Annotated in this window: 24 protein-coding genes and 2 pseudogenes; 18 read left to right on the plus strand and 8 right to left on the minus strand. The window is 64.0% G+C overall.

Annotated features, from left to right (window positions below; all coding sequences use genetic code 11):
* Positions 1-221 precede the first annotated feature (221 nt).
* The 10 genes and pseudogenes from OP497_RS17525 to OP497_RS14085 all read left to right on the plus strand — a co-directional run.
* A pseudogene (locus OP497_RS17525) lies at positions 222-320 on the plus strand (hypothetical protein); the annotation flags it as partial.
* Between the two features lie 262 nt (positions 321-582).
* Positions 583-702 (plus strand): methyl-accepting chemotaxis protein, encoded by a 120-nt coding sequence (locus OP497_RS17530; protein ID WP_348533122.1) that lies wholly within the window; start codon positions 583-585, stop codon positions 700-702.
* The gene (locus OP497_RS14050) at positions 692-895 is read left to right on the plus strand and encodes a hypothetical protein (protein WP_280549465.1); all 204 of its coding nucleotides are present in this window, start codon (positions 692-694) and stop codon (positions 893-895) included. The genes OP497_RS17530 and OP497_RS14050 overlap by 11 nt, the downstream gene beginning before the upstream one ends.
* Before the next feature lie 56 nt (positions 896-951).
* Complete coding sequence (gene cheY / locus OP497_RS14055) at positions 952-1341, plus strand: chemotaxis response regulator CheY (protein ID WP_280549467.1); 390 nt, start codon at positions 952-954, stop codon at positions 1339-1341.
* A 35-nt stretch (positions 1342-1376) separates the two neighbouring features.
* On the plus strand, positions 1377-2069 hold the full coding sequence (cheZ, locus tag OP497_RS14060) for a protein phosphatase CheZ (protein ID WP_280549469.1): 693 nt from the start codon (positions 1377-1379) through the stop codon (positions 2067-2069).
* Positions 2070-2205: 136 nt separating this feature from the next.
* Positions 2206-3372: a flagellar biosynthesis protein FlhB gene (gene flhB / locus OP497_RS14065; protein WP_280549471.1), complete on the plus strand. Its 1167-nt coding sequence runs from the start codon at positions 2206-2208 to the stop codon at positions 3370-3372.
* Entirely contained in the window at positions 3369-5450 is a 2082-nt protein-coding gene (gene flhA, locus OP497_RS14070; RefSeq protein WP_280549473.1) for a flagellar biosynthesis protein FlhA, read from the plus strand. Before flhB ends, flhA begins: the two co-directional genes overlap by 4 nt.
* Before the next feature lie 3 nt (positions 5451-5453).
* Positions 5454-7679, plus strand: coding sequence for a flagellar biosynthesis protein FlhF (flhF, locus tag OP497_RS14075; RefSeq protein ID WP_280549475.1), 2226 nt, complete (start codon positions 5454-5456; stop codon positions 7677-7679).
* Positions 7676-8158, plus strand: a complete 483-nt coding sequence (locus tag OP497_RS14080) for a hypothetical protein (RefSeq protein WP_280549477.1) — start codon at positions 7676-7678, stop codon at positions 8156-8158. Before flhF ends, OP497_RS14080 begins: the two co-directional genes overlap by 4 nt.
* Before the next feature lie 457 nt (positions 8159-8615).
* Positions 8616-9320 carry an RNA polymerase sigma factor FliA gene (locus OP497_RS14085; RefSeq protein ID WP_280549479.1) on the plus strand — a complete coding sequence of 235 codons (705 nt, stop codon included), beginning with the start codon at positions 8616-8618 and terminating at the stop codon, positions 9318-9320.
* Between the two features lie 46 nt (positions 9321-9366).
* Here the strand turns inward: OP497_RS14085 and OP497_RS14090 are convergent, their stop codons facing one another.
* Positions 9367-10557: an HDOD domain-containing protein gene (locus tag OP497_RS14090; protein ID WP_280549481.1), complete on the minus strand. Its 1191-nt coding sequence runs from the start codon at positions 10555-10557 to the stop codon at positions 9367-9369.
* Between the two features lie 190 nt (positions 10558-10747).
* Here OP497_RS14090 and OP497_RS14095 point away from each other — a divergent pair, with 190 nt between their 5' ends.
* The 7 genes from OP497_RS14095 to OP497_RS14125 all read left to right on the plus strand — a co-directional run bounded on the left by OP497_RS14095 (position 10748) and on the right by OP497_RS14125 (position 17507).
* Positions 10748-11569, plus strand: a complete 822-nt coding sequence (locus tag OP497_RS14095; protein ID WP_280549482.1) for a MotA/TolQ/ExbB proton channel family protein — start codon at positions 10748-10750, stop codon at positions 11567-11569.
* Entirely contained in the window at positions 11562-12257 is a 696-nt protein-coding gene (locus tag OP497_RS14100) for an OmpA family protein (protein WP_280549484.1), read from the plus strand. Before OP497_RS14095 ends, OP497_RS14100 begins: the two co-directional genes overlap by 8 nt.
* Positions 12258-12291: 34 nt before the next feature.
* Positions 12292-13095 (plus strand): EAL domain-containing protein, encoded by an 804-nt coding sequence (locus OP497_RS14105; RefSeq protein ID WP_280549486.1) that lies wholly within the window; start codon positions 12292-12294, stop codon positions 13093-13095.
* Between the two features lie 274 nt (positions 13096-13369).
* Positions 13370-14086, plus strand: a complete 717-nt coding sequence (locus OP497_RS14110) for an amino acid ABC transporter substrate-binding protein (RefSeq protein ID WP_280549537.1) — start codon at positions 13370-13372, stop codon at positions 14084-14086.
* Between the two features lie 17 nt (positions 14087-14103).
* Positions 14104-14778, plus strand: coding sequence for an amino acid ABC transporter permease (locus tag OP497_RS14115; protein WP_280549487.1), 675 nt, complete (start codon positions 14104-14106; stop codon positions 14776-14778).
* Entirely contained in the window at positions 14775-15536 is a 762-nt protein-coding gene (locus OP497_RS14120; RefSeq protein WP_280549488.1) for an amino acid ABC transporter ATP-binding protein, read from the plus strand. The genes OP497_RS14115 and OP497_RS14120 overlap by 4 nt, the downstream gene beginning before the upstream one ends.
* A gap of 345 nt (positions 15537-15881) precedes the next feature.
* A complete protein-coding gene (locus OP497_RS14125) occupies positions 15882-17507 on the plus strand; it encodes a ribonuclease J (RefSeq protein WP_280549489.1) in 1626 nt (541 codons plus the stop codon).
* Between the two features lie 65 nt (positions 17508-17572).
* Here the strand turns inward: OP497_RS14125 and OP497_RS14130 are convergent, their stop codons facing one another.
* The 7 genes and pseudogenes from OP497_RS14130 to mobA all read right to left on the minus strand — a co-directional run.
* Positions 17573-17863: a hypothetical protein gene (locus OP497_RS14130; RefSeq protein ID WP_280549490.1), complete on the minus strand. Its 291-nt coding sequence runs from the start codon at positions 17861-17863 to the stop codon at positions 17573-17575.
* 312 nt (positions 17864-18175) lie between these two features.
* Entirely contained in the window at positions 18176-19168 is a 993-nt protein-coding gene (moaA, locus tag OP497_RS14135; RefSeq protein WP_280549491.1) for a GTP 3',8-cyclase MoaA, read from the minus strand.
* Positions 19168-19620 (minus strand): molybdopterin synthase catalytic subunit MoaE, encoded by a 453-nt coding sequence (gene moaE, locus OP497_RS14140; RefSeq protein WP_280549493.1) that lies wholly within the window; start codon positions 19618-19620, stop codon positions 19168-19170. Before moaE ends, moaA begins: the two co-directional genes overlap by 1 nt.
* Before the next feature lie 3 nt (positions 19621-19623).
* Positions 19624-20484: a cyclic pyranopterin monophosphate synthase MoaC gene (gene moaC / locus OP497_RS14145; protein WP_280549495.1), complete on the minus strand. Its 861-nt coding sequence runs from the start codon at positions 20482-20484 to the stop codon at positions 19624-19626.
* Positions 20485-20497: 13 nt separating this feature from the next.
* Complete coding sequence (glp, locus tag OP497_RS14150) at positions 20498-21751, minus strand: gephyrin-like molybdotransferase Glp (protein ID WP_280549497.1); 1254 nt, start codon at positions 21749-21751, stop codon at positions 20498-20500.
* Positions 21748-22344 carry a molybdopterin-guanine dinucleotide biosynthesis protein B gene (mobB, locus tag OP497_RS14155; protein ID WP_280549539.1) on the minus strand — a complete coding sequence of 199 codons (597 nt, stop codon included), beginning with the start codon at positions 22342-22344 and terminating at the stop codon, positions 21748-21750. The genes glp and mobB overlap by 4 nt, the downstream gene beginning before the upstream one ends.
* A gap of 3 nt (positions 22345-22347) precedes the next feature.
* Positions 22348-22947: pseudogene (gene mobA / locus OP497_RS14160) on the minus strand (molybdenum cofactor guanylyltransferase MobA); the annotation flags it as partial.
* A 193-nt stretch (positions 22948-23140) separates the two neighbouring features.
* On the opposite strand from mobA, the gene OP497_RS14165 reads away from it, so the two are divergent.
* Entirely contained in the window at positions 23141-23725 is a 585-nt protein-coding gene (locus OP497_RS14165) for a cupin domain-containing protein (RefSeq protein ID WP_280549541.1), read from the plus strand.
* Positions 23726-23731: the final 6 nt, after the last annotated feature.

A 23731-nucleotide genomic window follows, 5' to 3' on the forward strand; every position in this document is an offset into this window, starting at 1 on the left:
CGGCCAACAACACCCTGGAGACTCTCGACCGGGTCAACGTGCTGCGAGAACAGATGGTGGGGCCGGCAGAGACCCAGGAGTCGACCCTCACCGAGTTCGTTCGCTATGCCGATGAGCACGGCGAGATGATGCTGGCCGACTACGACGCGATGTCCACCCTGTTCCAGCGCATACAAATCGGCATCCTGGTGATAGTGACGCTGATGGTAGCCATGATCTACATGGGTCTGCGCAGAATCGTCATTACGCCCCTTCAGGTGGCCGTGGAAACCCTGGAGGCCATTGCCAAAGCGGACCTCTCCCGCGAGATCCGTGTTTACGGACGTAATGAGATCAGCAAGTTGTTTGCGGCGATGCGTGACATGCAGCAGAACCTGACACGCATCGTCACTGATGTTCGTGACAGCAGTGGCTCCCTCCACGTGGGCAGTCGCGAGATCGCAAGCGGCAATGCCGACCTTTCCTCGCGCACCGAGCAACAGGCGGCTTCCCTGGAAGAGACGGCTTCGAGCATGGAAGAGCTCACCACCACGGTGAAGCAGAATGCCGACAACGCCCGCCAAGCCAGTGGCCTGGCACTTGATGCGTCCAGCACTGCCGAAGATCGCGGATATCACCGGAGTCATCGACTCGATCGCTTTCCAGACAAACATCCTGGCATTGAATGCCTCGGTGGAGGCGGCACGAGCCGGTGAACAATGAAGAACAAGCCAACCGCCTGGAGCAGGCAGTGGCTGTCTTCAAGCTGACGGGAGCCATGAATACTGCCCAGCAGCTCCATGAGGCGACTAAACCCCGGGCCAATCCGGCGAATGCCGCCCCACGCCCGATGCACTCGGCATCCCGTCGTCCTGTGCATCAGGCAGCAGCCGAAGAAAAGTGGGAAGAGTTCTGAGTCATGTCGGCACTGGCGTGCCGGCGCCTGAATACCGTGATTGAAGAGGATATCCGATGGCAAACAAGGACATGAGCATCCTGGTGGTAGATGACTTCCCGACCATGCGCCGCATCGTGCGCAGTCTGTTGAAGGAGCTCGGCTTCACCAACGTGGAAGAGGCCGAGGATGGCCAGGACGCCCTGAACAAGCTCAGCAGCGGCAGTTTCGAGTTCGTGGTCTCTGACTGGAACATGCCGAACCTCGATGGACTGGAGATGCTCAAGCAGATCCGCGCGGATAGCGCCCTCAAGGATCTTCCGGTATTGATGGTCACTGCCGAGGCCAAGAAGGAGAACATCATCGCGGCTGCCCAGGCAGGTGCCAATGGCTATGTCGTCAAGCCCTTCACCTCGGCCACCCTGGAAGAAAAGCTCAACAAGATTTTCGACAAACTGGGCATGTAAGGCTTCCGGGAATGTCCCGGCACCAAGGAGCGATGATGATGAGCAACGAGATGCCATCGCAGGATCTCCCCCAGGAGTCCAGCGACGAGCTGGTACAGCGCATCGGGCAGCTGACACGCATGCTGCGTGAGAGCATGCGCGAGCTGGGACTTGACAAGGAGATCGAGAAGGCCGCAGAGGCCATACCTGATGCCCGCGACCGCCTCAGTTATGTGGCGACCATGACCGAGCAGGCAGCAGAGCGTGCTCTCAACGCCATCGACCGTGCCCAACCGCTACAGGATGAACTCAGTGAACGGGCAAACGCGCTGGACAAGCGCTGGGCAGAGTGGTTTGCCGAACCCAAGGAACTGGACGACGCGCGCGACCTGGTCCAGGACACTCGGGAGTATCTTGCCGAGGTGCCGAAACGTACCCAGGCGACGAACCAGGAGCTGCTCGAGATCATGATGGCGCAGGACTTTCAAGACCTGACAGGCCAGGTGATCAAGAAGATGATGGATATGATCCGCGAGATCGAGCATCAGCTAGTGCAGGTGTTGATCGATACCGTGCCTCAGGGCAAGGCTCGCGAGGACCTCCAGAAACGTGCCACGAACCAGTGGCAAACCGATGAACGACGCCGTGAGGAGGGGCTGTTGAACGGCCCACAGATCAAGCCGGAGGGCGAGAGCATCGTCACCGGCCAGGACCAGGTCGACGATCTGCTGGACCAGCTCGGCTTCTAACCCCGCGCCCTCCTCCAGCCCTGATCATGCCGGTAGTCGCGGATAAGACAGCGATTACCGGCCCTTTTTGGCGCATCACCCCTTCCCCTTCCTCGACAGAATGGCCAAGGTCTGCACGACCGCCCGGTGAATGGCCATGTCCGATCAAGATAGCGACCAGGAAAAGACGGAAGAGGCCACCCCGCGACGACTGGAAAAGTCGCGCGAGGAGGGCCAGGTCGCCCGTTCCCGGGAGTTGGCCACCTTCATGTTGTTGCTGGGAGGCGTCGTCGGCCTGTGGTCGATGGGCAGCATGCTCTATGACCAGCTTGGGATGGTCATGGAACAGGCCTTCCTGTTCGAACGACGCCATGCGCTGGAAACCACCCCGATGCTTGCGCATGCCCTGAATCTCGGCCAGCGAACACTGTATGCCCTTCTGCCCCTGTTCCTGTTGCTCACGGTCGTGGCCCTGGTCGCACCGGCACTGCTTGGGGGATGGCTGATCTCGGCCAAATCACTCCAGCCACAGCTATCGAAGCTGAACCCTCTCAAGGGGCTGAAACGCCTGTTCGGTGTTCAGGCACTGGTGGAACTGGCCAAGGCCATCGCCAAGTCAGTGTTGGTCGGCAGCGCGGCAGTGACGTTTCTCTACTTGAACCGCGGTGAGTTCATGGCCCTGATGGATCAGCCGATTCAGCAAGCGCTGGCCAAGGCGATGTGGATGGCGGCCCAGGCCAGCGGCCTGATGGTCCTGACACTGCTGGTCGTCATTCTGATTGATGTGCCTTACCAACTGTGGAGCCATGCCAAGAAGCTGCGCATGAGCAAGGATGAAGTGAAGCGCGAACACAAGGAATCCGAGGGGGATCCCCAGGTGAAGGCTCGCATCCGTCAACAGCAACAGGCGATGGCACGCGGTCGCATGATGAGCCAGGTCCCGGAAGCTGATGTGATCATTACCAATCCCTCGCATTACGCCGTGGCTCTGCAGTATCAGGAGGCCGGCATGTCTGCGCCCCGGGTCATCGCCAAGGGGGCTGATGCGGTGGCTGCTCGTATTCGCGAGGTCGGTGAGAAACACGGGATCCCAAGATTAGGAGCACCACCGTTGGCGAGGGCCCTTTATCACCACGTGGATCTCGATGCCGAGATTCCAGTGGACCTGTATACCGCTGTGGCCGAGGTCCTGGCTTGGGCCTTCGGGCTGAGACGTGCAGCCAAGGAAGGCGGCGAAGCGCCGCCCTCCCCTGAAAACCTTCCGGTACCAGCCTCCATGGAGGTCCCTGCGCGCGATACCGACTCTCACGAGGCACGTTCATGAAGGCCTTGAATAACTATCTGGGCCAACGGGACTGGATGGGCAATGTGCCCATGAAACTGCTGGCCGGTCCCGTGCTGATCCTCATGATCCTCTCCATGATGATCCTGCCACTGCCGCCCTTCGCACTGGACCTGCTGTTCACGTTCAATATTGCCCTGGCGGTCATGGTGCTACTGGTGAGCATGTTCACCCAGAAGCCACTGGATTTCGCTGCCTTCCCGGCCGTATTGCTGTTCACTACCTTGTTGAGACTATCGCTGAACGTCGCTTCCACCCGCGTCATCCTGATGGAGGGGCATCAGGGCGGCGACTCAGCGGGCAAGGTCATCGAGGCCTTCGGCGAGTTTCTCGTCGGCGGTAACTTTGCGGTGGGCCTGGTGGTATTCCTGATCCTGGTGATCATCAACTTCATGGTTATCACCAAAGGCGCCGGACGCATCGCTGAAGTCGGGGCCCGTTTCATGCTCGACGCCATGCCGGGCAAGCAGATGGCAATCGATGCCGACCTCAATGCTGGACTGATCGGCGAAGATGATGCACGGCAACGACGTAGCGACGTGGCTCAGGAGGCCGATTTCTACGGTTCCATGGACGGTGCCAGCAAGTTCGTGCGTGGCGACGCCATGGCCGGCCTGGTGATCATGGTAGTCAATGTGATTGGTGGCCTACTGATCGGGATGCTTCAGCACGACATGGACTTCGGAAGTGCGGCACGGACCTACACCCTGATGACCATTGGTGACGGCCTGGTCGCCCAGATTCCAGCTCTGGTGATCTCCACAGCTGCCGGCGTGACCGTCTCACGGGTCACCACTGACCAGGACGTCGGGCAGCAGATGATCAGTCAGCTGTTCGTTAACCCCCAGGTCATGATCCTGGCGGCTGCGGTCATGGGACTACTGGGACTGGTTCCGGGAATGCCCAACCTGGTGTTCCTGATCTTCACGGCATTGTTGGGCGGGCTTGCCTGGTGGCTACTTCGCCAAAAGGAGCGTCGCCTGGTCGAGGAGGAGATCGCGACCGAGCCTCAGCCGAGGTCAGAAGCGCCGGAAGCCAGCTGGGAGGACGTCCAGTTGGTGGACACCTTAGGTCTGGAAGTCGGACATCGACTGATCCCCCTCGTGGATGCCCGCCAACAGGGTGAGTTACTGGGTCGGATCAAGAGCGTACGCAAGAAATTTGCTCAAGAGGTCGGCTTTCTTCCTCCTGTGGTACACATCCGCGACAACCTTGAGTTGGGAGCCAACACCTACCTGCTGACCCTCAAGGGCGCAGAAATCGGTCGAGCCGAAGCCTTCCCGGGCCAGTGGCTTGCTATCGACCCGGGCCAGGTGACCGGCGAACTCAAGGGCATGATGACCCAGGACCCGGCCTTCGGATTGCCGGCCGTCTGGGTGGACACCAGTCAGCGTGAGCATGCACAGGTCTATGGCTATACCGTGGTGGATGCCAGCACGGTGGTTGCCACCCACCTCAATCACCTGCTCCACCGGTACGCCGCCGAGATGCTCGGCCGTTCAGAGGTACAAAAGCTTCTCGACAAGCTGAGCGAAGAGCAACAGGGCCTGGTGGAAGACGTGGTGCCCAAGGCCATCTCTCTCACCGTGCTTCAGCGCTTGCTGCAGAACCTGCTCGATGAGGAGGTCTCGATCCGCGACATGCGCACCATCTTCGATTGCTTGGCCGAACATGCCCCGCAGCAGCAGGATGCCAACGAATTAACGGCGATGGTGCGGATCGCGCTGGGCAGAGGTATCACTCAGCAGTGGTTTGCTGGTCGCGAGGAACTCAAGGTCATCGGCCTGGAAAGCCAGCTTGAGCAGATCCTGACCCAGGCCATGAACGGTAACGGCGCATTGGAGCCAGGGCTGGCCGAGACCCTGATGACCGAAGCCGAGAAAGCGCTTGAGCGCCATGAGGCAAGTGGCGAGCCACCGGTCCTGGTGGTGCAGCACGGCCTGCGGGCCCTTCTGTCACGTTTCCTGCGACGGCGCCTGCGCCACCTCGTCGTCATGTCTCAGGCAGAGATTCCCGACGATCGCACTCTGCGTGTTACCACCCTGCTAGGAGGCCGCTGATAGATGAGCGTCATTCGATTCACGGGTAACACCAGTCGAGAGGCCATGCGCCAGGTGCGCGAGTCGCTTGGGGATGATGCGCTGATCCTGGCCAATCGTCGCACCGAGCAGGGCGTGGAAATCCTGGCCATGGCGGATGGCGCCATGGAAGACATGACCGCAGCGTCTGCGCCACAGGCCCCATCCCCCTCCTCTGTACCACCGGCTCCACAATACAGTGATGCAGCGATCGACGGACGCACCCTGCAGACCATGAGCGAGCAGCTGCTGCATGAGATGCAGGATATGCGCGCACTTCTGGCCCGGGAACAGGCGCGCCACACCCCCACTCAGGACTCCCGAACACGACTCAAGCGCCTGCTAGGAGAAGCGGGCTTCAGTGCCCTGCTGGCCGACGAGCTGCTGCAAGCGCTCCCTGGCGAACTCAACGACTGCGAAATCGACGACAACCGTCCGCTTTCCTGGCTGCAACGACGGCTGGCGGCCAGACTGCCCGCCCTTGAGCACGAGGATAACTTCCTTGACCCCCCCGGGGTCATATCGCTGGTTGGCCCGACCGGGGTCGGCAAGACCACCACGACTGCCAAGCTGGCGGCTCGCTTCGTTCAGCGCCACGGCGCAGAACAGGTCGCGCTGGTCACCACTGACAGCTTCCGCATTGGCGCCCACGAACAGCTGCGGATATATGCCGGGCTTCTGGGCATTCCGATGCATGCCCTCGCGCCGGGCCAGCCTATCGACAGCCTGGCCCGGGACCTCCGGGGCCGCCGCTGGGTGATCATCGACACCGTAGGGATGAGCCAACGTGACCAGAGGATCATCGAGCAGATCGCCCAGCTGCAGGGAGGGCGAGTCCGGGTCCGGATGGTGCTGCTGCTCAACGCGGCCAGTCAGCCTGAGACTCTAGAGGAAGTCGTTACACGTTACCGCCAGGCCGCGCGAGCGGCAGGGGCTGAACTGAGTGATTGCCTGCTGACCAAGCAGGACGAGGCAGGACGATTGGCTCCAGTGCTAGAGACGATCATCCGCCATGGCCTTCGCCTGATGTACAGCGCTCAAGGCCAGCGTGTCCCGGAAGACCTGGAAATACCCGATCCGATGGCTCTGATCACGCAGGCCCTTGCCACGCGCGCCCCACTAGCCTTGGCCGAACCGTCGGCCTCACTGCAGCCCCGGGCAACGAGCGGGTTCTCCCCGAGAGGTGACCTGCTCGGACAGGGACGGCGGCTGTCGTCCACCCTGCAGGGGCTTCGTCAGCGACTGGCGGGCTTCAGTGACCTGGAGGCTGCCTGGGACATCTCCACACTTCCCGATGAACTCCAGGCAGCGCGCCTGGATACCCTGCTCGACCAGGCTGCCAGGACATGCGAATGCACAGGCATGCTATGGGCCTCCCGGCGAACCTTGAAGGGCTGTGACTGGGCAATGCCGGACCTGGGGCTGGACGCACAGGGCCGTTGGCTAACCCTGCCGGACCTGCAACACAGGCAACCCATCGGCCAGGTCAACCAGCTGGCCATGTCGGACGAGATGCAGGGGGTCAAGGTCCATCTGCTTCCCTCCCTACCGGAAAGCGATGCCTGGCAATGGCTTGATAGAGGGCAGGTCATTTGGTCCAGCCAGGTACGCCCTGGGCAGCGGGTCATTCATGGCGCAGAACGTCGTGCCCTGTCCGAACTTGCCCCACTGGCCACCCGGTCCGCACAGGCCAACTGCCGACTTCGAGGCCAACCTTGCCACGTGGCGCTGTCACAGCTCACTGTCACGGCGTTTCCGACTCGTCGCAAGGAAGGTCTGTCCGGTAAATCCCTGGAGGCCTGGTTCGGCACACTGAGCGATCCCGAAAGCGGAAAGGAGCTGGGCCGGCGCTACTGGTTGATGACCATCAGCAACCACGAGGATGCCCTGCCCCTTCTGCTCAGCCATCTGCAGGCCGAGGGCCTTGCGCAGCAAACACGTCGTGCCAAGGAACGATTGTCCGCGCTGCTGCCGGCTCAGACACGTCCTGAGCTACAGCTACTATTGGCCACCGGGATCGCCGCCGCCGCCAACCATCTCGACCATGGCAGCGACGTGGCCGCCATGGATCTCCGTTCGGAACTCCTGGGCCTTCTGGGAGGGCGGCGCCGCCGACGTGACACCGCCCTGCTTGAGGCCTTGCTCTACCTGTTCAGTGCCAGGGATGCCATTCGCCATGTCGGCTCAGCCGGCCTGGAGGGTATGACGTGACCTTCGCCGATCAGGCAGCAGGACTGCGGCAGGGGGCAGGCACTCACCATGTCTCCTCCCCTCGCGATGACAACCGTCGCGACGTAGTCCCAGCCTGCAAAACGCTGATGGTTGTCGGACTACCTGGCGTATCGCCCTTCCAGGCCCAGCGCGTCCGCGACCTGCTGGAGTACTGGGATGCGCAAGGACGACGCTGGGTGGGCTCAGCAGCACAGTGGCGGGTCGTCCCTGTGGAGATCGCCAGTCCACACTTGCCACTGCTGCTCACGCAACAGTCACGATGGGCCCTCTGGGTGGACAACGATCCGAATGCCTTCCGCCGGGCTTTCGGGGTATTGACGCGGCTCCATGACCAACAGAGGCCTCATCGTCTGCTGGCGGTACATGCGCCGGAGATGCCCCGCAAGGGACTACTGGACAACCTGCAACAGGCGGCGTGGAGTTGCCTGGGTATTGACCTGCTGGTGATGTCGACATGAGGCGCACCGGACGATATGCCCTGGGATTGGTTCTCGCGGTCGCCTGCGCTGAAGCGCATGCCGCTGGCAGTTGGGTCGCCAATGCCTCTGAGACCAGGGTCAGCATGGCAGACCGCGAAACATCGTCTGACTCTCTAGGCCCCGTCGGTACGCAAGCCGGCAATCGAGTGATCCAGAGTATCGTCTGGCACTACCGGCTCCCACCGGGAGACACCCTGAACGTCAGACTTTGCCACCCGGCCGATTGCACACCGTTACCAAGCCGACGCGGCACAACCCGCGCACTGGCCGGACTGGCAGCCGACGTCGCGCTGGAATTCCGCTTCTCCCTACCGGAGGGGCATCCTCCAGTGACGGTAAGTGGGCTTCAGGTGATAGTGAACCATCGGTAAAAACGAATCCGACAACACCACCCGAACAAGCAGGTGGTACTGCTGACCAGCTGTGAGGCAAGAGGATGTATACGGCACAAGGGAAGATCGATCAGGGAGAACTGCTGACAGAGTACCTGCCCATGGTGCGCCGTCAGGCACTCGCCCTGCAGGTACGACTGCCAGCCAGCATCGAGTTGGACGACCTGATTCAGGCCGGCACTGTCGGGTTGCTGGAAGCCATGGGTCGATTCAACTCGGGTAAGGGCGCAAGCTTTGCGACCTTCGCCAACCAGCGTATCCGCGGTGCCATGCTGGACGAGCTACGCAGCCGGGACTGGCTGCCACGCAGCGTTCGGCGCAGCGCCAGGGCCGTTGATGAAGCAGTGCGGCGATTGGAGCAGCATCTGGGGCGACCACCCGAGGAGACGGAAATCGCGACGGAGCTCGAGATGCCCCTGGCGGACTATCGGCGCCTGCTTAACGATACCAACAGTGGCCAGCTGCTGCCCTTCGAGGAACTGATGGCCGAAGGGGGAGAGTCTCGGCTTGAAAGCCGAGCCCTGGAAAGCCCGTTCTCCCGGCTGGTGGATCAGGAAAAACGGGAGCAGATCATCGAGGCCATCGAGGCGCTGCCCGAGCGTGAGACGCTGCTCATGGCGCTCTACTACCAGGAAGAGCTCAACCTGAAGGAGATCGGGGCAGTGCTGGGCGTATCGGAATCGCGAGTCTGCCAGCTGCACAGCCAGGCGGTCAGCCGCCTGCGGGCAAGGCTCTACGAGCCCAGCTGACGCCGCGCTCTCCGGGATGGAAATGGCGGCACGTCACCCGGCGGCGCTAGAAGCGCCCCATCAGGGTGGCGGTCCTCTCCAGGGCATCGAGATAGCATTCCTGCAGCCGTTCGGCGGTGTGGTCAGGCGTGTTGCCCGCCAGCTGCTGCTCATGCTCCTCGCAGATCGCCAGGATGGCTCCCAAGTGGCCCTCGTGATGCTCAAGGGCCCGAAGGATGGCGTCGTCGAGCGGCAGCTGGGCCAGCAGGGTGGCCTGATCCTCATCCAGCAGCGCCGCCATCATCGAAAACAGGCCCGTGGTGAACGCGTCCTCAGGATCGATATTGCGGAAGGGCTCGGCCAGGTTCTGGCACATGTAGGCGCGGATCAATGCCAGCCTCACCGTGATGCGCGATGACGGCATCTCGCTGGCCAGCGAGATCGTCATCACCAGCCTGCGCAACTCGTTGAGGCCGATCACCTGCATCGCGCGTCGCAGATCAGATTGCTGGTGGCTCTGGCCGAAATAGCTGGAGTTGGCTCGGCGCAGGATCGCCACATGCAGGTGCGGCATCTGCAGGAGAAGGTCGTGAAGACGATGAAGGTCGGCGTCCTCACGATAGAGCTCGTTGATCAGCCTCAACTGGGCGGCGCGATTGCCGTGGCGCCCTCGCGGCCTGGAAGCGTGATAGTGGGGCTCTGAGAGATAGCGGCCATTGATGTAGTCGCAGCCGGCGGCCAGGCATTGCTCAAGCTGCTCGTGGTCCTGGATATGCTCTGCCAGCAACCGATACCCCTTCGCCTTGAGGGTGTCCAGCCGCTCGAGGTCAAGGGCCTGGGAGGCATCAATCTCGATGATGTCAGCCACGGCTTGCAGGTCGGACCCCATGGCCTGAGGCGCGGGGTCGGGCACGGCGATGCGGTAATTCCGCTCGCGGATACTGCGCAGGCTCTCCGCCAGCTCCGGCGTGATCTCGAGGCCCCGGGGCAGGCCGATGACCACCTGGTGGGGTGGCGTCGGCAACAGGTCGAGGCGTACCAGCCACTCCGCGGGAAGCTCGATGAAGAGCTCACGGGACTGCCGCTCGTCCAGTTCATACAGGACGCTGCTCAGGGCCTTCGCCGTGCGGCTCACCGGATCATCAGGATCGCTGTCATGGTGCTGATAGATGAGGCGGTCGGCCACATGCTCATACTCGACGTCGTGAATCGGATGCATGGCTATGGTGAAGCGATCCGTCTCTTCTCGCCCTGTCATGATGTATCACTCCCTGCGATGCTTACCTGCTCTGCGGGCGGTGGAGTGCCATTCTCGGCAGGCTTGGGTGGCCCCAAGGGTATCACCCTCTTTCGCGACTGTCCGCGCCCTGGAGCAGCAACATTAAAGTATCCTGCACGGCGTCCGATAACTGAAGTATGCGAATGCACTCTACGGTCAGGAGCCGTTCATGAACCCCTCGACACTGATCGGAATACTGGCCAGCTGCGTGCTGCTCGCCAGCGTCCTGCTCTTTACCGCCGAATCACCACAAAGCTTCATCAACCTCCCGGGACTCGGCATCGTCGTGGCCGGCACCCTGGCCGCGACCTTCATCAGCTACCCCCTCAAAGAGGTGCTGAGGGTAGTGCGACTGGTCGCCATCGTATTCCGTCGAGAGAACACCTATATCCGCGATGACATCAGCGAGCTGGTCGATATGTCCCGGCTGTGGCTGAAGGGTGACGTCCGCGCGGTGGAGGCGTCCCTGGAGCAGACACGCAACCCCTTTCTGCGTACCGGCATCCAGCTGGTGATCGCCAATACCAAGGAGGACGAGATCTTCGACCTGCTTCGCTGGCGGATCTCCCGGCTCAAGGCCCGCGAGCACGCCGAAGCACAGATCTTCCGCACCATGGCCAACTACGCACCTGCCTTCGGGATGATCGGAACGCTGGTGGGCCTGGTCAACATGCTGGAAGTCATGGAGGCAGGTGACTTGAACGTGATCGGCCCCAGGATGGCCGTTGCCCTGCTCACCACCTTCTACGGCATTCTGCTGGCCAACCTGATCTTCAAGCCGATTGCGGTGAAGCTCGAGCGTCGCACCGAGGAGCGCCTGATTGCGATGAACATGGTGCTCGAGGGCATCTCGCTGATCACCAAGCGTCGCCTGCCATCGTTCATCGAAGAGACCCTGAATTCTTTCGTCGCCAACTATCATGACGAGATTCGTGACCCGGAGCCTCCCGCCCGGCAGCGTGACAGCAGTGAGACCGGCCAGCATGCGTGACCGGGACATCCGCCAGGCACTCAGCCCACCCAGCCAGGGTGACGGAGACAGTGAGAGTTGGCTGATGAGCTACTTGGACGTCCTGACCTTGCTGATCACCCTTTTCGTCCTTCTCCTTTCGATGACAGGCAAAGGCCAGGCCACCAGTGGCAACCAGCTCCCCGGCCAGGCAATGCCATCGGTATCTCCCCAGGCTCAATCTGCCTCCATCGCTGCCGCTACCGGCGTTGCCCCAATGACCTCCGGCCTGAGGCCTCGTCACGAGGGCCTTAAGCCGCGTTTCAAAGGACTGGAGATTGAGGGTGTCAGCGTTGCCGAGGGCGACAGAGGGATCACGCTACGCATCGACAATAACCTGCTGTTTGCCAGTGGACAGGACAGGCTGACTCCTCGGGGACGGATAGTCCTGCAAGGACTGATGGAGACTCTTCTGACATTCGATGGGCGAATATCGGTCGAGGGGCATACCGACAACATTCCTATCTCCACGAAACGCTTCCCCTCCAACTGGGAGCTCTCCACCGGCCGTGCCATCTCGGTACTGCGCTACCTTGCATCGGCCGGTCTACCCGAGGGGCGTCTGCGTGCCATCGGCTATGCCGATACCCAACCTCTTGAGAACAACGAGACAAGCAGTGGACGTGCGGCCAACCGTCGTGTCGAGCTATTGCTCACCAGCGGCGGATGAGGAAACCGATAAGCTGTTGTAAAAAGGACAATATATGAGTCATTGCGCAAGGGCTGAGGGACACTGCGGAAGGTGCATAGGGGAACTCCCTTTCGACTTCACAATGGCGTTTCAGCCGATCGTTGACATCAGTGAAGCACAGATCACCACCTATGAAGCGCTCGTGCGCGGCCCGCGGGGCGAGTCGGCATGGAGCATACTCTCCCAGGTAACCGACGACCTGCTTTACCGTTTCGACCAGGCCTGCCGCGTCCGTGCCATCGAGCTGGCAAGCAGAGTCGGCATGAAGCAAAACCTATCGATCAACTTTTTACCCAACGCCGTCTATGAGCCCGAGGCGTGCATCCAGGCCACGCTTGATGTTTGTCATCGCGTAGGATGGCCGACCGATCGACTTGTCTTCGAGTTCACCGAGACAGAACGCGTCACAGACCGGCACCACCTGAACCGGATCATCGAGAGCTACCGATCCATGGGGTTCGCGACTGCCTTGGACGACTTCGGCAACGGCTATGCCAACCTGGACCTGCTCACCGACCTGAAACCCGACCGGCTGAAGATCGATCGAGAGCTGGTGATGGGGTGCCACCACGACATCCGACGACAGGCACTGATCCGCGCGGTCAAGGGCCTCGGAGACGAGCTGGGGGTACTGCTGATCGCAGAAGGTGTCGAGACCCGCGGCGAAGCCTTGTGGCTGGCAGGCATGGGCATTACACGCCAGCAGGGGTATTACTACGCACGGCCTGCGCTCGAGTCTCTGGGACCGGATCTGAGGCCCATGCTGGCTCGCCTCAGAGCAGCGACCGACGCGAATAGTCTGAATCAAGTGAATTGAACACTCGGAGCAACACTTCCACATCCAAGGGGAGTCGACATTCGGTCCTCCCCTTTCGCATAGGCAGCATGACGGCTTACCACACCGAACCTACCCGGCGGCCTACCCCTGCATAGCCCATAACCAAAGGCTATTGGAAAAACGTTTTCTTATTCCCTAGTGTATTTATCCATCAACGACACGAACGCCGTGCCGGATTTCCTAGTTTCAGCGAAACCACAGGAGCAATCCCATGCTCAAACGCATTGCCCTCACCGCCCTGACCGCTGGCCTGATGACCACCGGCAGCCTGGCTCAGGCCGATGATCACGCCATCAGGGTCGGCATGTCCGGCGGCTACTTCCCCTTCACCTTCGTCGAGCAGGACGAGCTCCAGGGCTTCGAGGTGGATGTCATGGAAGCCGTGGCCGAGGAGATGGACGTCGAGGTCGAGTTCGTCACGGCGAACTTCTCGGGGCTGTTCGGCATGCTCGAGTCCGGCCGGATCGACACCATCGCCAACCAGACCACCATCACCGAAGAGCGGGCCGCGAAGTACGCCTTCACCGAGCCCTACGTCTACGACGGCGCCCAGGTCGTGGTCAAGGCGGGCAACGAAGAAGTCCAGGGCGTCGAGGACCTGAAAGGCAAGACGGTTGCCGTCAACCTCGGCTCCAACTACGAGCAGCTGCTGCGCGAACTGCCCTACGCCGACGAGATCGACATCCGGACCTACGAAAGCAACATCGAGCAGGACACCGCCCTGGGCCGCGTCGACGCCTTCGTCATGGACCGAGTGAGTGCCAGCCAGGTGATCAAGGAGAAGCCGCTGCCCCTGGCGCTGGCCGGCCAGCCGTTCTCCAGGATCCGCAATGCCCTGCCCTTCCGCGACACCGAGGAGGACCGCGCCCTGCGTGATCGTGTCAACGCCGCGCTGGCCAGCCTGCGCGAGTCGGGCAAGCTGCAGGCGATCTCGGAAGAGTGGTTCGGCACCGACATCACTCGCCCGTGAGGCGTTGAGTCGCTCCCATGCAAGTGCTCGATGTCGACTACATGCTGGGGCTGGTGCCCGTCCTGCTGCGCTACCTGCCGCTGACCCTGCAGATGGCCGCCGTGGGGATGGCGCTGGCCCTGGTGCTGGCCTGTGGCCTCGCCGTGATCCGCGTGCTGCGCATCCCGGGGCTGAACGCCGCCACCCTGCTGTTCATTTCCTTCTTTCGTGGCACGCCGCTGCTGGTGCAACTGTTCCTGTTCTACTATGGCTTGCCCCAGCTGATGGCCTTCCTGACCCAGATCAATGGCATTACCGCCACCATCATGGGCCTGACCCTGCACTTCTCGGCCTACATGGCGGAATCCATTCGCGCCGCCATCGTCGGGGTCGACCGCAGCCAGACGGAGGCGGCACTCTCCATCGGCATGACCAACGGCCAGCTGATGCGGCGCATCGTGCTGCCACAGGCCACGCGGGTCGCGGTCCCGACGCTGATGAACTACTTCATCGACATGATAAAGGCCACCTCCCTGGCATTCACCCTGGGGGTCACCGAGCTGATGGGCGCCACCCAGAAGGAGGCCGCCGGCAGCTTTCTCTACTTCGAGGCCTTCATCACCGTGGCGGTCTTCTACTGGATCATCGTCGAGCTGCTGGCCTGGTTTCAGCGGCGTCTGGAAACCCGACTCAACGAGGCGTATCGCCGATGATCAAGGTACAGGGACTCGTCAAGCGCTTCGGCGGAACCGCCGTGCTCGACGGCATCGACCTGGCCATCGAGCAGGGCGAGATCATCGTCGTCATCGGCCCTTCAGGGACCGGCAAGTCGACGCTGTTGCGTTGCCTGAACTTCCTCGAGCGGCCGGATGCCGGCCGGCTGACCATCGGCGATCTGGATGTCGACGTCACCCGGGCCAGCCAGGCCGACATCCTGACGGCACGGCGGCGCACGGCCTTCGTGTTCCAGAACTATGCGCTGTTCGCCAACAAGACGGCGCTGGAGAACATCGCCGAGGGGCTGATCGTCGTCAACCGCTGGCCCAAGGCGAAGGCCCATGCGCGGGCCAGGGAGATCCTGGAACGCATCGGCCTGGCCGACAAGGCCGATGCCTACCCCGCCGCCCTGTCCGGCGGCCAGCAGCAGCGGGTCGGCATCGGGCGCGCCATGGCGGCCCAGGCCGAGGTAATCCTCTTCGATGAGCCGACCTCCTCACTGGATCCGGAATGGGTCGAGGAAGTCCTGGGCCTGATGAAGCAGCTGGCCCGGGAGCGCCAGACCATGCTGGTGGTCACCCACGAGATGAGCTTCGCCCGGGACGTGGCGGACCGGGTGATCTTCATGGAGGGGGGGCGCATCGTCGAGCAGGGGCCACCCGGCCAGCTCTTCGGTTCGCCGCAGGATCCCCGCACCCGGGACTTCCTGCGCAAGGTCCTGGCGACCCAGGTAGCGCTGGACACTCCGACCTGAGCCGAATGCCTTCAAGGCTATCGCAGATGGAAGTAACGCTCGAGGCTGTTCCGGCGACAGGCCGCCGGGGAGGCGCTGTGAATACTTCCCTGTACGCTACCGATGCCATCCTTGGCATAGGACCTCCCCTTTGACCTGTCCCCGGCGCCTCTCGCTTCGGCTAACTGCGATTGCCCTGCGAATGCCTGAGGGCCGCGTTGTGGGGCCCAGCGGGCTTCCCGTATAGTGTTCGTACACTTTCCCAGGCCCGTTCCCCCGTCGATGCCACAACCACGCGTCCAGATCCGTCCTCGTCGCCGCCCTCCCCTGCATTTCCTGCCGTTGGGCGGCTGTGGCGAGATCGGCATGAACCTCAGCCTCTATGGCCTGGGTCGTGAAGAGAGGGGTCATGGGGAGAGGGGCAAGGAGGCCTGGATCGCCGTGGACTGCGGCATGATGATCCGTCAGGACCTCCCGGACAATCCACTCCAGGTACCGGATCTCTCCACCCTGGAGACACTCTCGATCCGTCCCCGGGCGCTGATCATCACCCATGGCCACGAGGATCATATCGGCGCCGCCGCCTGGCTGTGGCCCCGGTGGGGCTGCCCGATTCATGCCACCCCGCTGGCCGCCGGCCTGCTGCGGGCCAAGTTTGTCGAACGCGGGCTGGCTACCGATGCCATCCGGGTCATCGAGCCCGGCGAGGCGCTGGAGGCCGGCCCCTTCACCCTGCGCTTCCTGCCGCTGACCCACTCGATTCCCGAGAGCTGCGCGCTGCTGATCGCCGCCGGCGACCACCGGGTGCTGCACACCGGTGACTGGAAACTCGATCCCGAGCCGCTGATCGGGCCGCCGATCTCGGCCGCGACCTTTCGCGCCATCGCGCCTGTGGACCTGGTGGTGGGGGACTCCACCAACGCGCCGATGCCCGGCCACTCCCGCAGCGAGGGCGAGGTCGCCGAGGCGCTGACCCATGCCATCGCCCGCTGCGAGGGACGCGTGGTGGTGAGCTGCTTCGCCAGCAACCTGGCGCGGGTGCTGGCCATCGGCCGCGCGGCAGAGCGCTGCGGCCGCCGGGTCAGCCTGATGGGGCGCTCCATGGAGCGCATGGTGGGCGTGGCACGCCAGCTTGGCTACCTGGACGACCTGCCGTCGCTGGTACCGGTGACCGACCTCGGCTATCTGCCGCCGGAAGAAGTGCTGGTGATCGCCACTGGCAGCCAAGGCGAACCGCGGGCCGCGCTGTCCCGCCTCTCCCGAGGCCGCCATTCCCACTTCGAGCTGATGGCCGGCGACACGGTAATCTTCTCGGCCAAGGCCATCCCCGGCAACGAGCGGCTGATCGACCGCCTGAAGCGCGGCCTCAGGCACTTCAGCGTGGCCATCCTCGACGACGAGAATCACCCCGAACTGCACGCCTCGGGCCACCCGGCCCAGGACGAACTGCGCACCTTCTACGGCTGGGTGAAACCCCGCCACCTGCTGCCGGTACATGGCGAGGCTCGCCACCAGCAGGCCCACCGGGCGCTGGCCGAGGAGCTCGGCATCCAGGCACCGGTGTCGCCGGTGAACGGCGACCTGATTCGTCTGGATGCCGAGGGGCTTTCCCTGGAGGCGCGTCACCCCCAGCAGCCGCATATCATCAGCCAGGATGCGGTCTCCGCCCTGCCCGGCCTGGGCAGCGGCGACGGGGCCAACCGCTCACGCCATGGGAGTCTTTACCTGGCCATTTCGGTGGCAGCCACCGACTCCGGCTGGACCCGCATCGGCCGGCTGATGCTCGACGCCAGCCAGACGAGCCCCATGGACGAGACCGCCTTCGCCGACTGGCTGGACGACTGCCTCGAGGAGATCCAGGTGGATTCCTTGGCGGAATTGCGCCTGGCCCTGCAACCCAGGTTGCTCGGCTGGCTCGCCGATCACCTGCACCGGTTACCCGAAGTGCATCTGCAGATCCTGGCGGTGGAAGCCGAGATGCTGGGGAAGTAATGTGGGTTTTAGCCCTGCCCTCACCGCGCCCTGATGGCAAGGCGCGGTGACGGGAATACCCCACCTCAGGCCTTGCTGGCGTTCTTCGGTGGGCGACCGCGCTTGCGCTTGGGCTGTTCGGTCACCAGATCATCCAGGGAAAGGCCGGCTTCATTGATCTGCTCGCGGATCTCGGCGAGCTTTTTGGCCTTCTCGACTTCTTCTTCCTGGCGCTGAACTTCCTCGTCCTTCTTCTGCTCGATGACTTCTCCGATGACCTCGGCCAGCTTGCGGAGCTGTTCCATGCTCAGCTGGCGTGCCGCGGCACGAGCCACGTTCTTGTTGCGGGCGATGCGCTCCAGGGATTCGCTGGACATTGGCGGTCTCCATGCCGAATGTTGGACGGTTGCGTTGTGTAATGACACGTTGAAAGTATATGCACTTGCGACACATTGGCAAGGAAAGTCGTGGGAAAAAGCGGAAGAAAGAAAGGGAAAATTGCCACCCCCAACGGCAAGCAGCTAAGCGCGATTCACGATATCCCGAAAGGATTGCCCCTGCCAACCAGCAAACGGGCGACATCGTGATGTCGCCCGTTGTGCCATGCTGTCGGCGTAGTGCTTCGCCCTTGGGGTCAGACCTCGGCGTTGGCCGGGGTCTGACCAAAGGGGCTGCAAAGGGGCTGCAGTTCAGCCGCCGGTCATATTCATGAAGCGAACCACCTGGACATCGCCGTCGGTGGTGAAGTGATGCCGCTCGGGCTTGAGCGGCATGGCGCGCACGATGGCCTGCTTCAGCGCCTCGATATCGCCGGGGTAGCGGCGCAGCACGGCGCGCAGGTCCACGGAGTGCTCGTTGCCGAGGCACAGCAGCAGACGCCCTTCCACGGTGACGCGAACCCGGTTGCAGGTGTCGCAGAAGTTGTGGCTGTGGGGCGAGATGAAGCCGACCCGGGAATCGCTGTCGGGCATCATGAAGTAGCGCGACGGACCGAGGGTCGACTCGGTGGTGGGGATCAGTTCGTGACGGGCCTCGATGCGCGCCTGTACCTCGTCGCTGGAACAGAAGGTCTCGGCACGGGAGTGGTCCGATACGTCGCCCAGCGGCATCTCCTCGATGAAGCTGATATCGAGGCCCTCGTCACGCGCGAAATCGACGAGGTCCAGTACTTCGTCGTCGTTGCGTCCCTTGAGGATCACGGCATTGAGCTTGATGCGCTCGAAACCGGCGTCACGCGCGGCACGAATGCCGTCGATGACCTTGTGCAGGTCGCCGGTGCGGGTGAGATGACGGAAGCGCTCGGGATCCAGGGAGTCGAGGCTGATATTGAGACGCTTGAGCCCTCCCTCGCGCAGGGGAGCGGCGAATTTGGGCAGGCTGGCGCCATTGGTGGTCATGGCAAAGTCCTTGAGCCCCGGCAGCGCCCCGATATCACCGACGAGACGATCGATATCACGCCGCACCAGCGGTTCGCCCCCGGTCAGGCGGACCTTCTCCACGCCCATCTCGGTGAAGGCCCGGGCGACCATCGCCAGTTCCTCCAGGGTCAGCACCTGGGCACGCGGCAGGAAGGTCATCTCCTCACTCATGCAGTAGACGCAGCGAAAATCGCAGCGATCGGTGACCGAGATGCGCACGTAGCGCACTCGCCTGCCGAAGTCGTCGATCAGCTCATCGGTCATCAAGACATCTCCCAGCGACGGGCATCATGATGGTCCCCGTCGCGCTCCGACACCCAGTAGTCCCCGCTGGCGGTATGCTCCTTCTTCCAGAAAGGCGCGCGGGTCTTGAGGTAATCCATGATGAAGTCGCAGGCCTCGAAGGCGGCGCGTCGATGGGCGCTGGCGACCACTACCAACACGATAGGGTCTGAGGGGGCGAGGCGTCCAATCCGGTGGATCACGGTCACACCCTGAAGCGGCCAGCGAGCCCGCGCTTGCTCGACGATCTCGCCGAGGGCCGCCTCGGTCATGCCCGGATAGTGTTCCAGGGTCAGCGCCTGGACCTCGGGGCGCTCGTTGAAGTCGCGCACCAGGCCGGTGAAGCTCACCACCGCCCCGATGTCGCTGCGCCCCTCGAGCAGGGCGCGCTGTTCGGCGCCGGCATCGAAGTGGCTTTCCTGCACGCGGATCATCGCTCAGCCTCCGGTCACCGGGGGAAAGAAGGCGACCTCGTCGTTGTCGGTCAGCGGTGTGGCATCGCCGGCCATCACCTGATTGACGGCACACAGGACGCGGCCCTGATCGAGGCCTTCGAAACGTGGATCCATCGCCTTGAGCGCGGTCTTGAGGCCGGCCACGTCGGAACTCGGCAAGCGATCAAAGGGGACCGAGACATCGCCGATGCCGAGACGCTCACGCAGTTCGGCCAGGCACTTGACGAGGATGCAGGGCGCGGCGATGTCGCAACGCTGCCCCACCGAGACCTCGCCGGAGGCGCCCTCGCCGGTGACGATCGGCGACGGGGCAGACTCGATGATGGAGGGCGCCACCGCTCGCTCTCCCCGGGCCTGTTCGCGCCGATAATCGCCGGACTTGCCACCGGCCTTGGTGTCGAGGTGGATGGCGCCAATTTCCATGCCCTTGTCCACGGCCTTGCACATGTCATAGAGGGTCAGGCAGGCCACCGAGACCGCGGTCAACGCCTCCATCTCCACCCCGGTCCGCCCGTTGAGGCGACAGGTGGCGGTGACATGGACACAGGACTCGGGCTCGTCGAGCGCGAAGTCGATGGCGACCTTCGACAGTGCCAGGGCATGGCAGAGCGGGATCAGCTCGTGAGTTCGCTTGGCGGCCTGGATGCCGGCGATGCGCGCCGTAGCCAGCACATCGCCCTTGGGCAGGCCGCCCTCGGAGAGCAGCGCCAGGGTCTCGGGCTGCATGCGGATGAGGCCCGAGGCGCTGGCCTCGCGGCGGCTCTCCGGCTTGTCGGCGACGTCGACCATGTGGGCCTCGCCGCGGGCATTGAGATGGGTCAGTGGCTGGTTGGACAGAGGCATGGGGGTCAGCGTCTCATGGCAGTCGATGAAGGGGTTGGATGCTCACCATCTCGCCCGGGGCCGCCCCCTTGCGGTCGTCGGTGAGCTCGATCAGGCAGTTGGCCGCCACCATCGAGGACAGGATCCCGGAGCCCTGGGCGCCGGTGCTGCACACGTGCAGGCGGCCCTCGGCGTCGGCGTGGTAGCGGCCGCGCAGGAAGTCGGTGCGCCCGAGCCGGCTCTTCAGGGCTTCGTCGGCGATGGCGAACAGCCGCTCGGGCTCGTGCAGCGGCCTGCCCTGCAACTTGGACAACAGCGGCGCCACGAATTGCAGGAAGGTCACCATCACCGCCACCGGGTTGCCGGGCAGCCCCAGGAAGGGCACACCCCGTTCGCCCAGCAGGCCACAGGCCAGGGGACGCCCGGGGCGGATGGCGATGCGCCAGAACGCCAGGCGGCCAACCGCCTCCAGCGCTGCGCGGGTGAAGTCGGCGTGGCCCACCGACACGCCGCCGCTGGTGATCACCATGTCGGCCCGCCCGGCGGCATCAGTCAGGGCCGCGACCATGACTTCCCGGTCGTCGGGGAGGATGCCCAGGTCGAGCAACTCGGCACCCTGCTCGGCCAGCAGGCCGGCCAGGGTATAGCGGTTGGCATCGAAGATGCCCGCCGGGGGCAGCGGTTTCCCGGGCGCCGTCACCTCGTCGCCGGTGGAAAAGATCGCCACCCGCGGGCGACGGTGCACGCTCGCATCAACCAGGCCAAGCGAGGCCAGCAGGCCCAGTTCGGCCGCCCCCAGCCGCGTACCGGCATGCAACGCCGTGTGGCCCCGGGGGATGTCCTCGCCGGCCTGGCGCACGTGCTGGCCACGCCTGACGCGCTCGGGTTGGCGAACCGCCAGGGTCTCGCCGCGCTCCTCGAGCTGTTCGAGCATGATCACGGTGTCGGTTCCCGGCGGCAGCGGCGCCCCGGTGGTGATGCGCACGCACTCGCTCTCACCCAGCGGCTCTTCACGGCGCCTGCCGGCGAGCACCTCGCCGACCCGTCGCCATTCGCCGGGCGGATTGTCGTGAGAGGGCCAGGCCAGGGCGATGCCGTCCATGGCGGCATTGGTGTTCTGGGGCACGTCGATGGGCGAGACCGCGTCCTCGGCCAGCACCCGGCCGTGGAGCTCGCCCAGCGCCACCCGTTCGGCGGGCAGCGGCGCCTCGACGAGGCCGGCCAGGCGCGCGCGCGCCTCCGCCACCGAGAGCATCCGCTCGCCGAGATCGAAGCAGGAGAGCGTCATGGCGCGGCCTCCTCGCACTTGCGCTCGCGGGGCAGCTGGCGGCTCGGCCAGCGGGCTGGCCAGGCGGCAATCCAGTCGGTGAGGGCCTCGAGGTCATTGAGGTCCAGCGCTTCGACACCCTCGGGCAGCGCGAGGGAGGCGTCGCTAGCCACGGCGCGCACCCAGGGGTCCTCGGCGACCCGCAGCGACTTGCCCACCTCCGGGCGATGGAGCTCGAGCTTGGGCAGCGGCCACGCCTTGAAGCCTTCCACCAACACCAGGTCGGGATGCTGGGGACGCACCATGTCGATGAGCTCGGCCAGATCGGCCTCCTCGCGCCCGGGGGTCTCCATCATCAGCGCCACCCGGGCGCGGGACGCCACCAGCATCGGCGAGGCGCCGGCCTGACGCAGGCGGTGGCTGTCCTTGCCGGGCTGGTCGACATCGAAGGCGTGGTGGGCATGCTTGATCACCGCCACCCGCAGGCCCCGCTCGCCGAGGCGCGGCAGCAGCTGCTCCAGCAGGGTGGTCTTGCCGGTACCGCTCCAGGCGGCGATGCCGAGCAGTGGCAGGTCGTCGTCGAAGGGGAGGCGCCGCGGTACACCATCGTTCAGGGCGCGCTCAAGCCGCTGCTTCTCGTCATCGGTATTGAGGTTGGCGAAGGCATCGGGGCAGTCGCTGACGTCCACCCGACACCAGGCGTGGCGGGCGTACCAGCGATCGATCTTGCGCTCGCCGTCGGCCAGGGCCGCCGCCAGGTCATCAACCAGGGCGGTGCGGATCAGTGCCACCACCGGATGCAGGCGCTCGCCGTCGAAGGCCACGGCGATATCGCACTCGCCTTCGTTCTTGCAAACAGCGGCCACCAGGCGTTCCACCATCCGATCCACTAGATCCCGGGGCAGGGCCGGAGTGTCGCAGGGCGCCACCAGCAACCAGGGAGTGCGCGCGGCCCGCAGGCCGCTATAAATGCCCATCAGCGGACCCTGGAAGCCGCCCTCGGCATCCTGGATCACGCGATCGGCCAGTGGGGCATAGGCCTCGGCATTGCGGTTGGCGTTGATCAGCACCTCGGTGACCCGCCCCGCCAGGCGCTCGCGAACGTGGGCCACCAGCGGGCGACCGGCGAAGGGTTCGAGCCCCTTGTCGCGACCGCCCATCCGGCGCCCCTGGCCGCCGGCCAGGATCAGGCCGGTGAGGTCGTCTCGGGTGATCATCGGCTCTCCTGACGAATCGGTCATGTCGTGAGTCATGATGCCTCAGACCGGCGGCGGGTGCCATGCCGGCCGTCCACGCTGGCGCCCTGCCCTGACGCCGGTCAAGCCGTGGCTTATCCCCGTGCCGCCAAGGAGGTACACTATGTTGAAAATATTCCACGAATGCGGCAACGGCCGCGGCAAGGACCGACCCATGGACGAGGCATTCGATGTCGGCGCCCGGCTCAAGCAGCTGCGGCTGTCGCGCGGATTTTCCCAGCGTGAACTGGCCAAGCGGGCCGGGGTCACCAACAGCACCATCTCGCTGGTCGAGCAGAACAACGTCAGCCCGTCGGTGAGTTCGCTGAAGAAGATACTCGACGCCCTGCCGGTGTCGATCAGCGCCTTCTTCGCCGGCGACGAACCGAGCCAGCCACAACCCTTCTACCGGAGGGGCGAGCTGACCGAGATCGGCGACGGCAAGCTCTCCTGGCGGCTGGTAGCCGCCCGGCGGCCCGACCGGCGCATGTCGATCATCCACGAGCGCTACCCGCCCGGGGCCGACAGCGGCGAGGAGATGCTGGAGCATGACGGCGAGGAAGGCGGCGTGGTGATCGCGGGGCAGATCGAGATCACCGTGAATGGCGGGGTGGGGGTGCTGAGCGCGGGCGACGCCTACTATTTCGACTCCCGCCTGCCCCACCGCTTCCGCAACCCCGGCAACGAGGAGTGCGTGATCGTCAGCGCCAGCACCCCGCCGACCTTCTCCGACGCGGGCCAGGAACTGCATCACGCCTGAGCGCTA

It is taken from the genome of Halomonas sp. 11-S5 (assembly GCF_029889825.1).
Lineage (GTDB): Bacteria > Pseudomonadota > Gammaproteobacteria > Pseudomonadales > Halomonadaceae > Halomonas.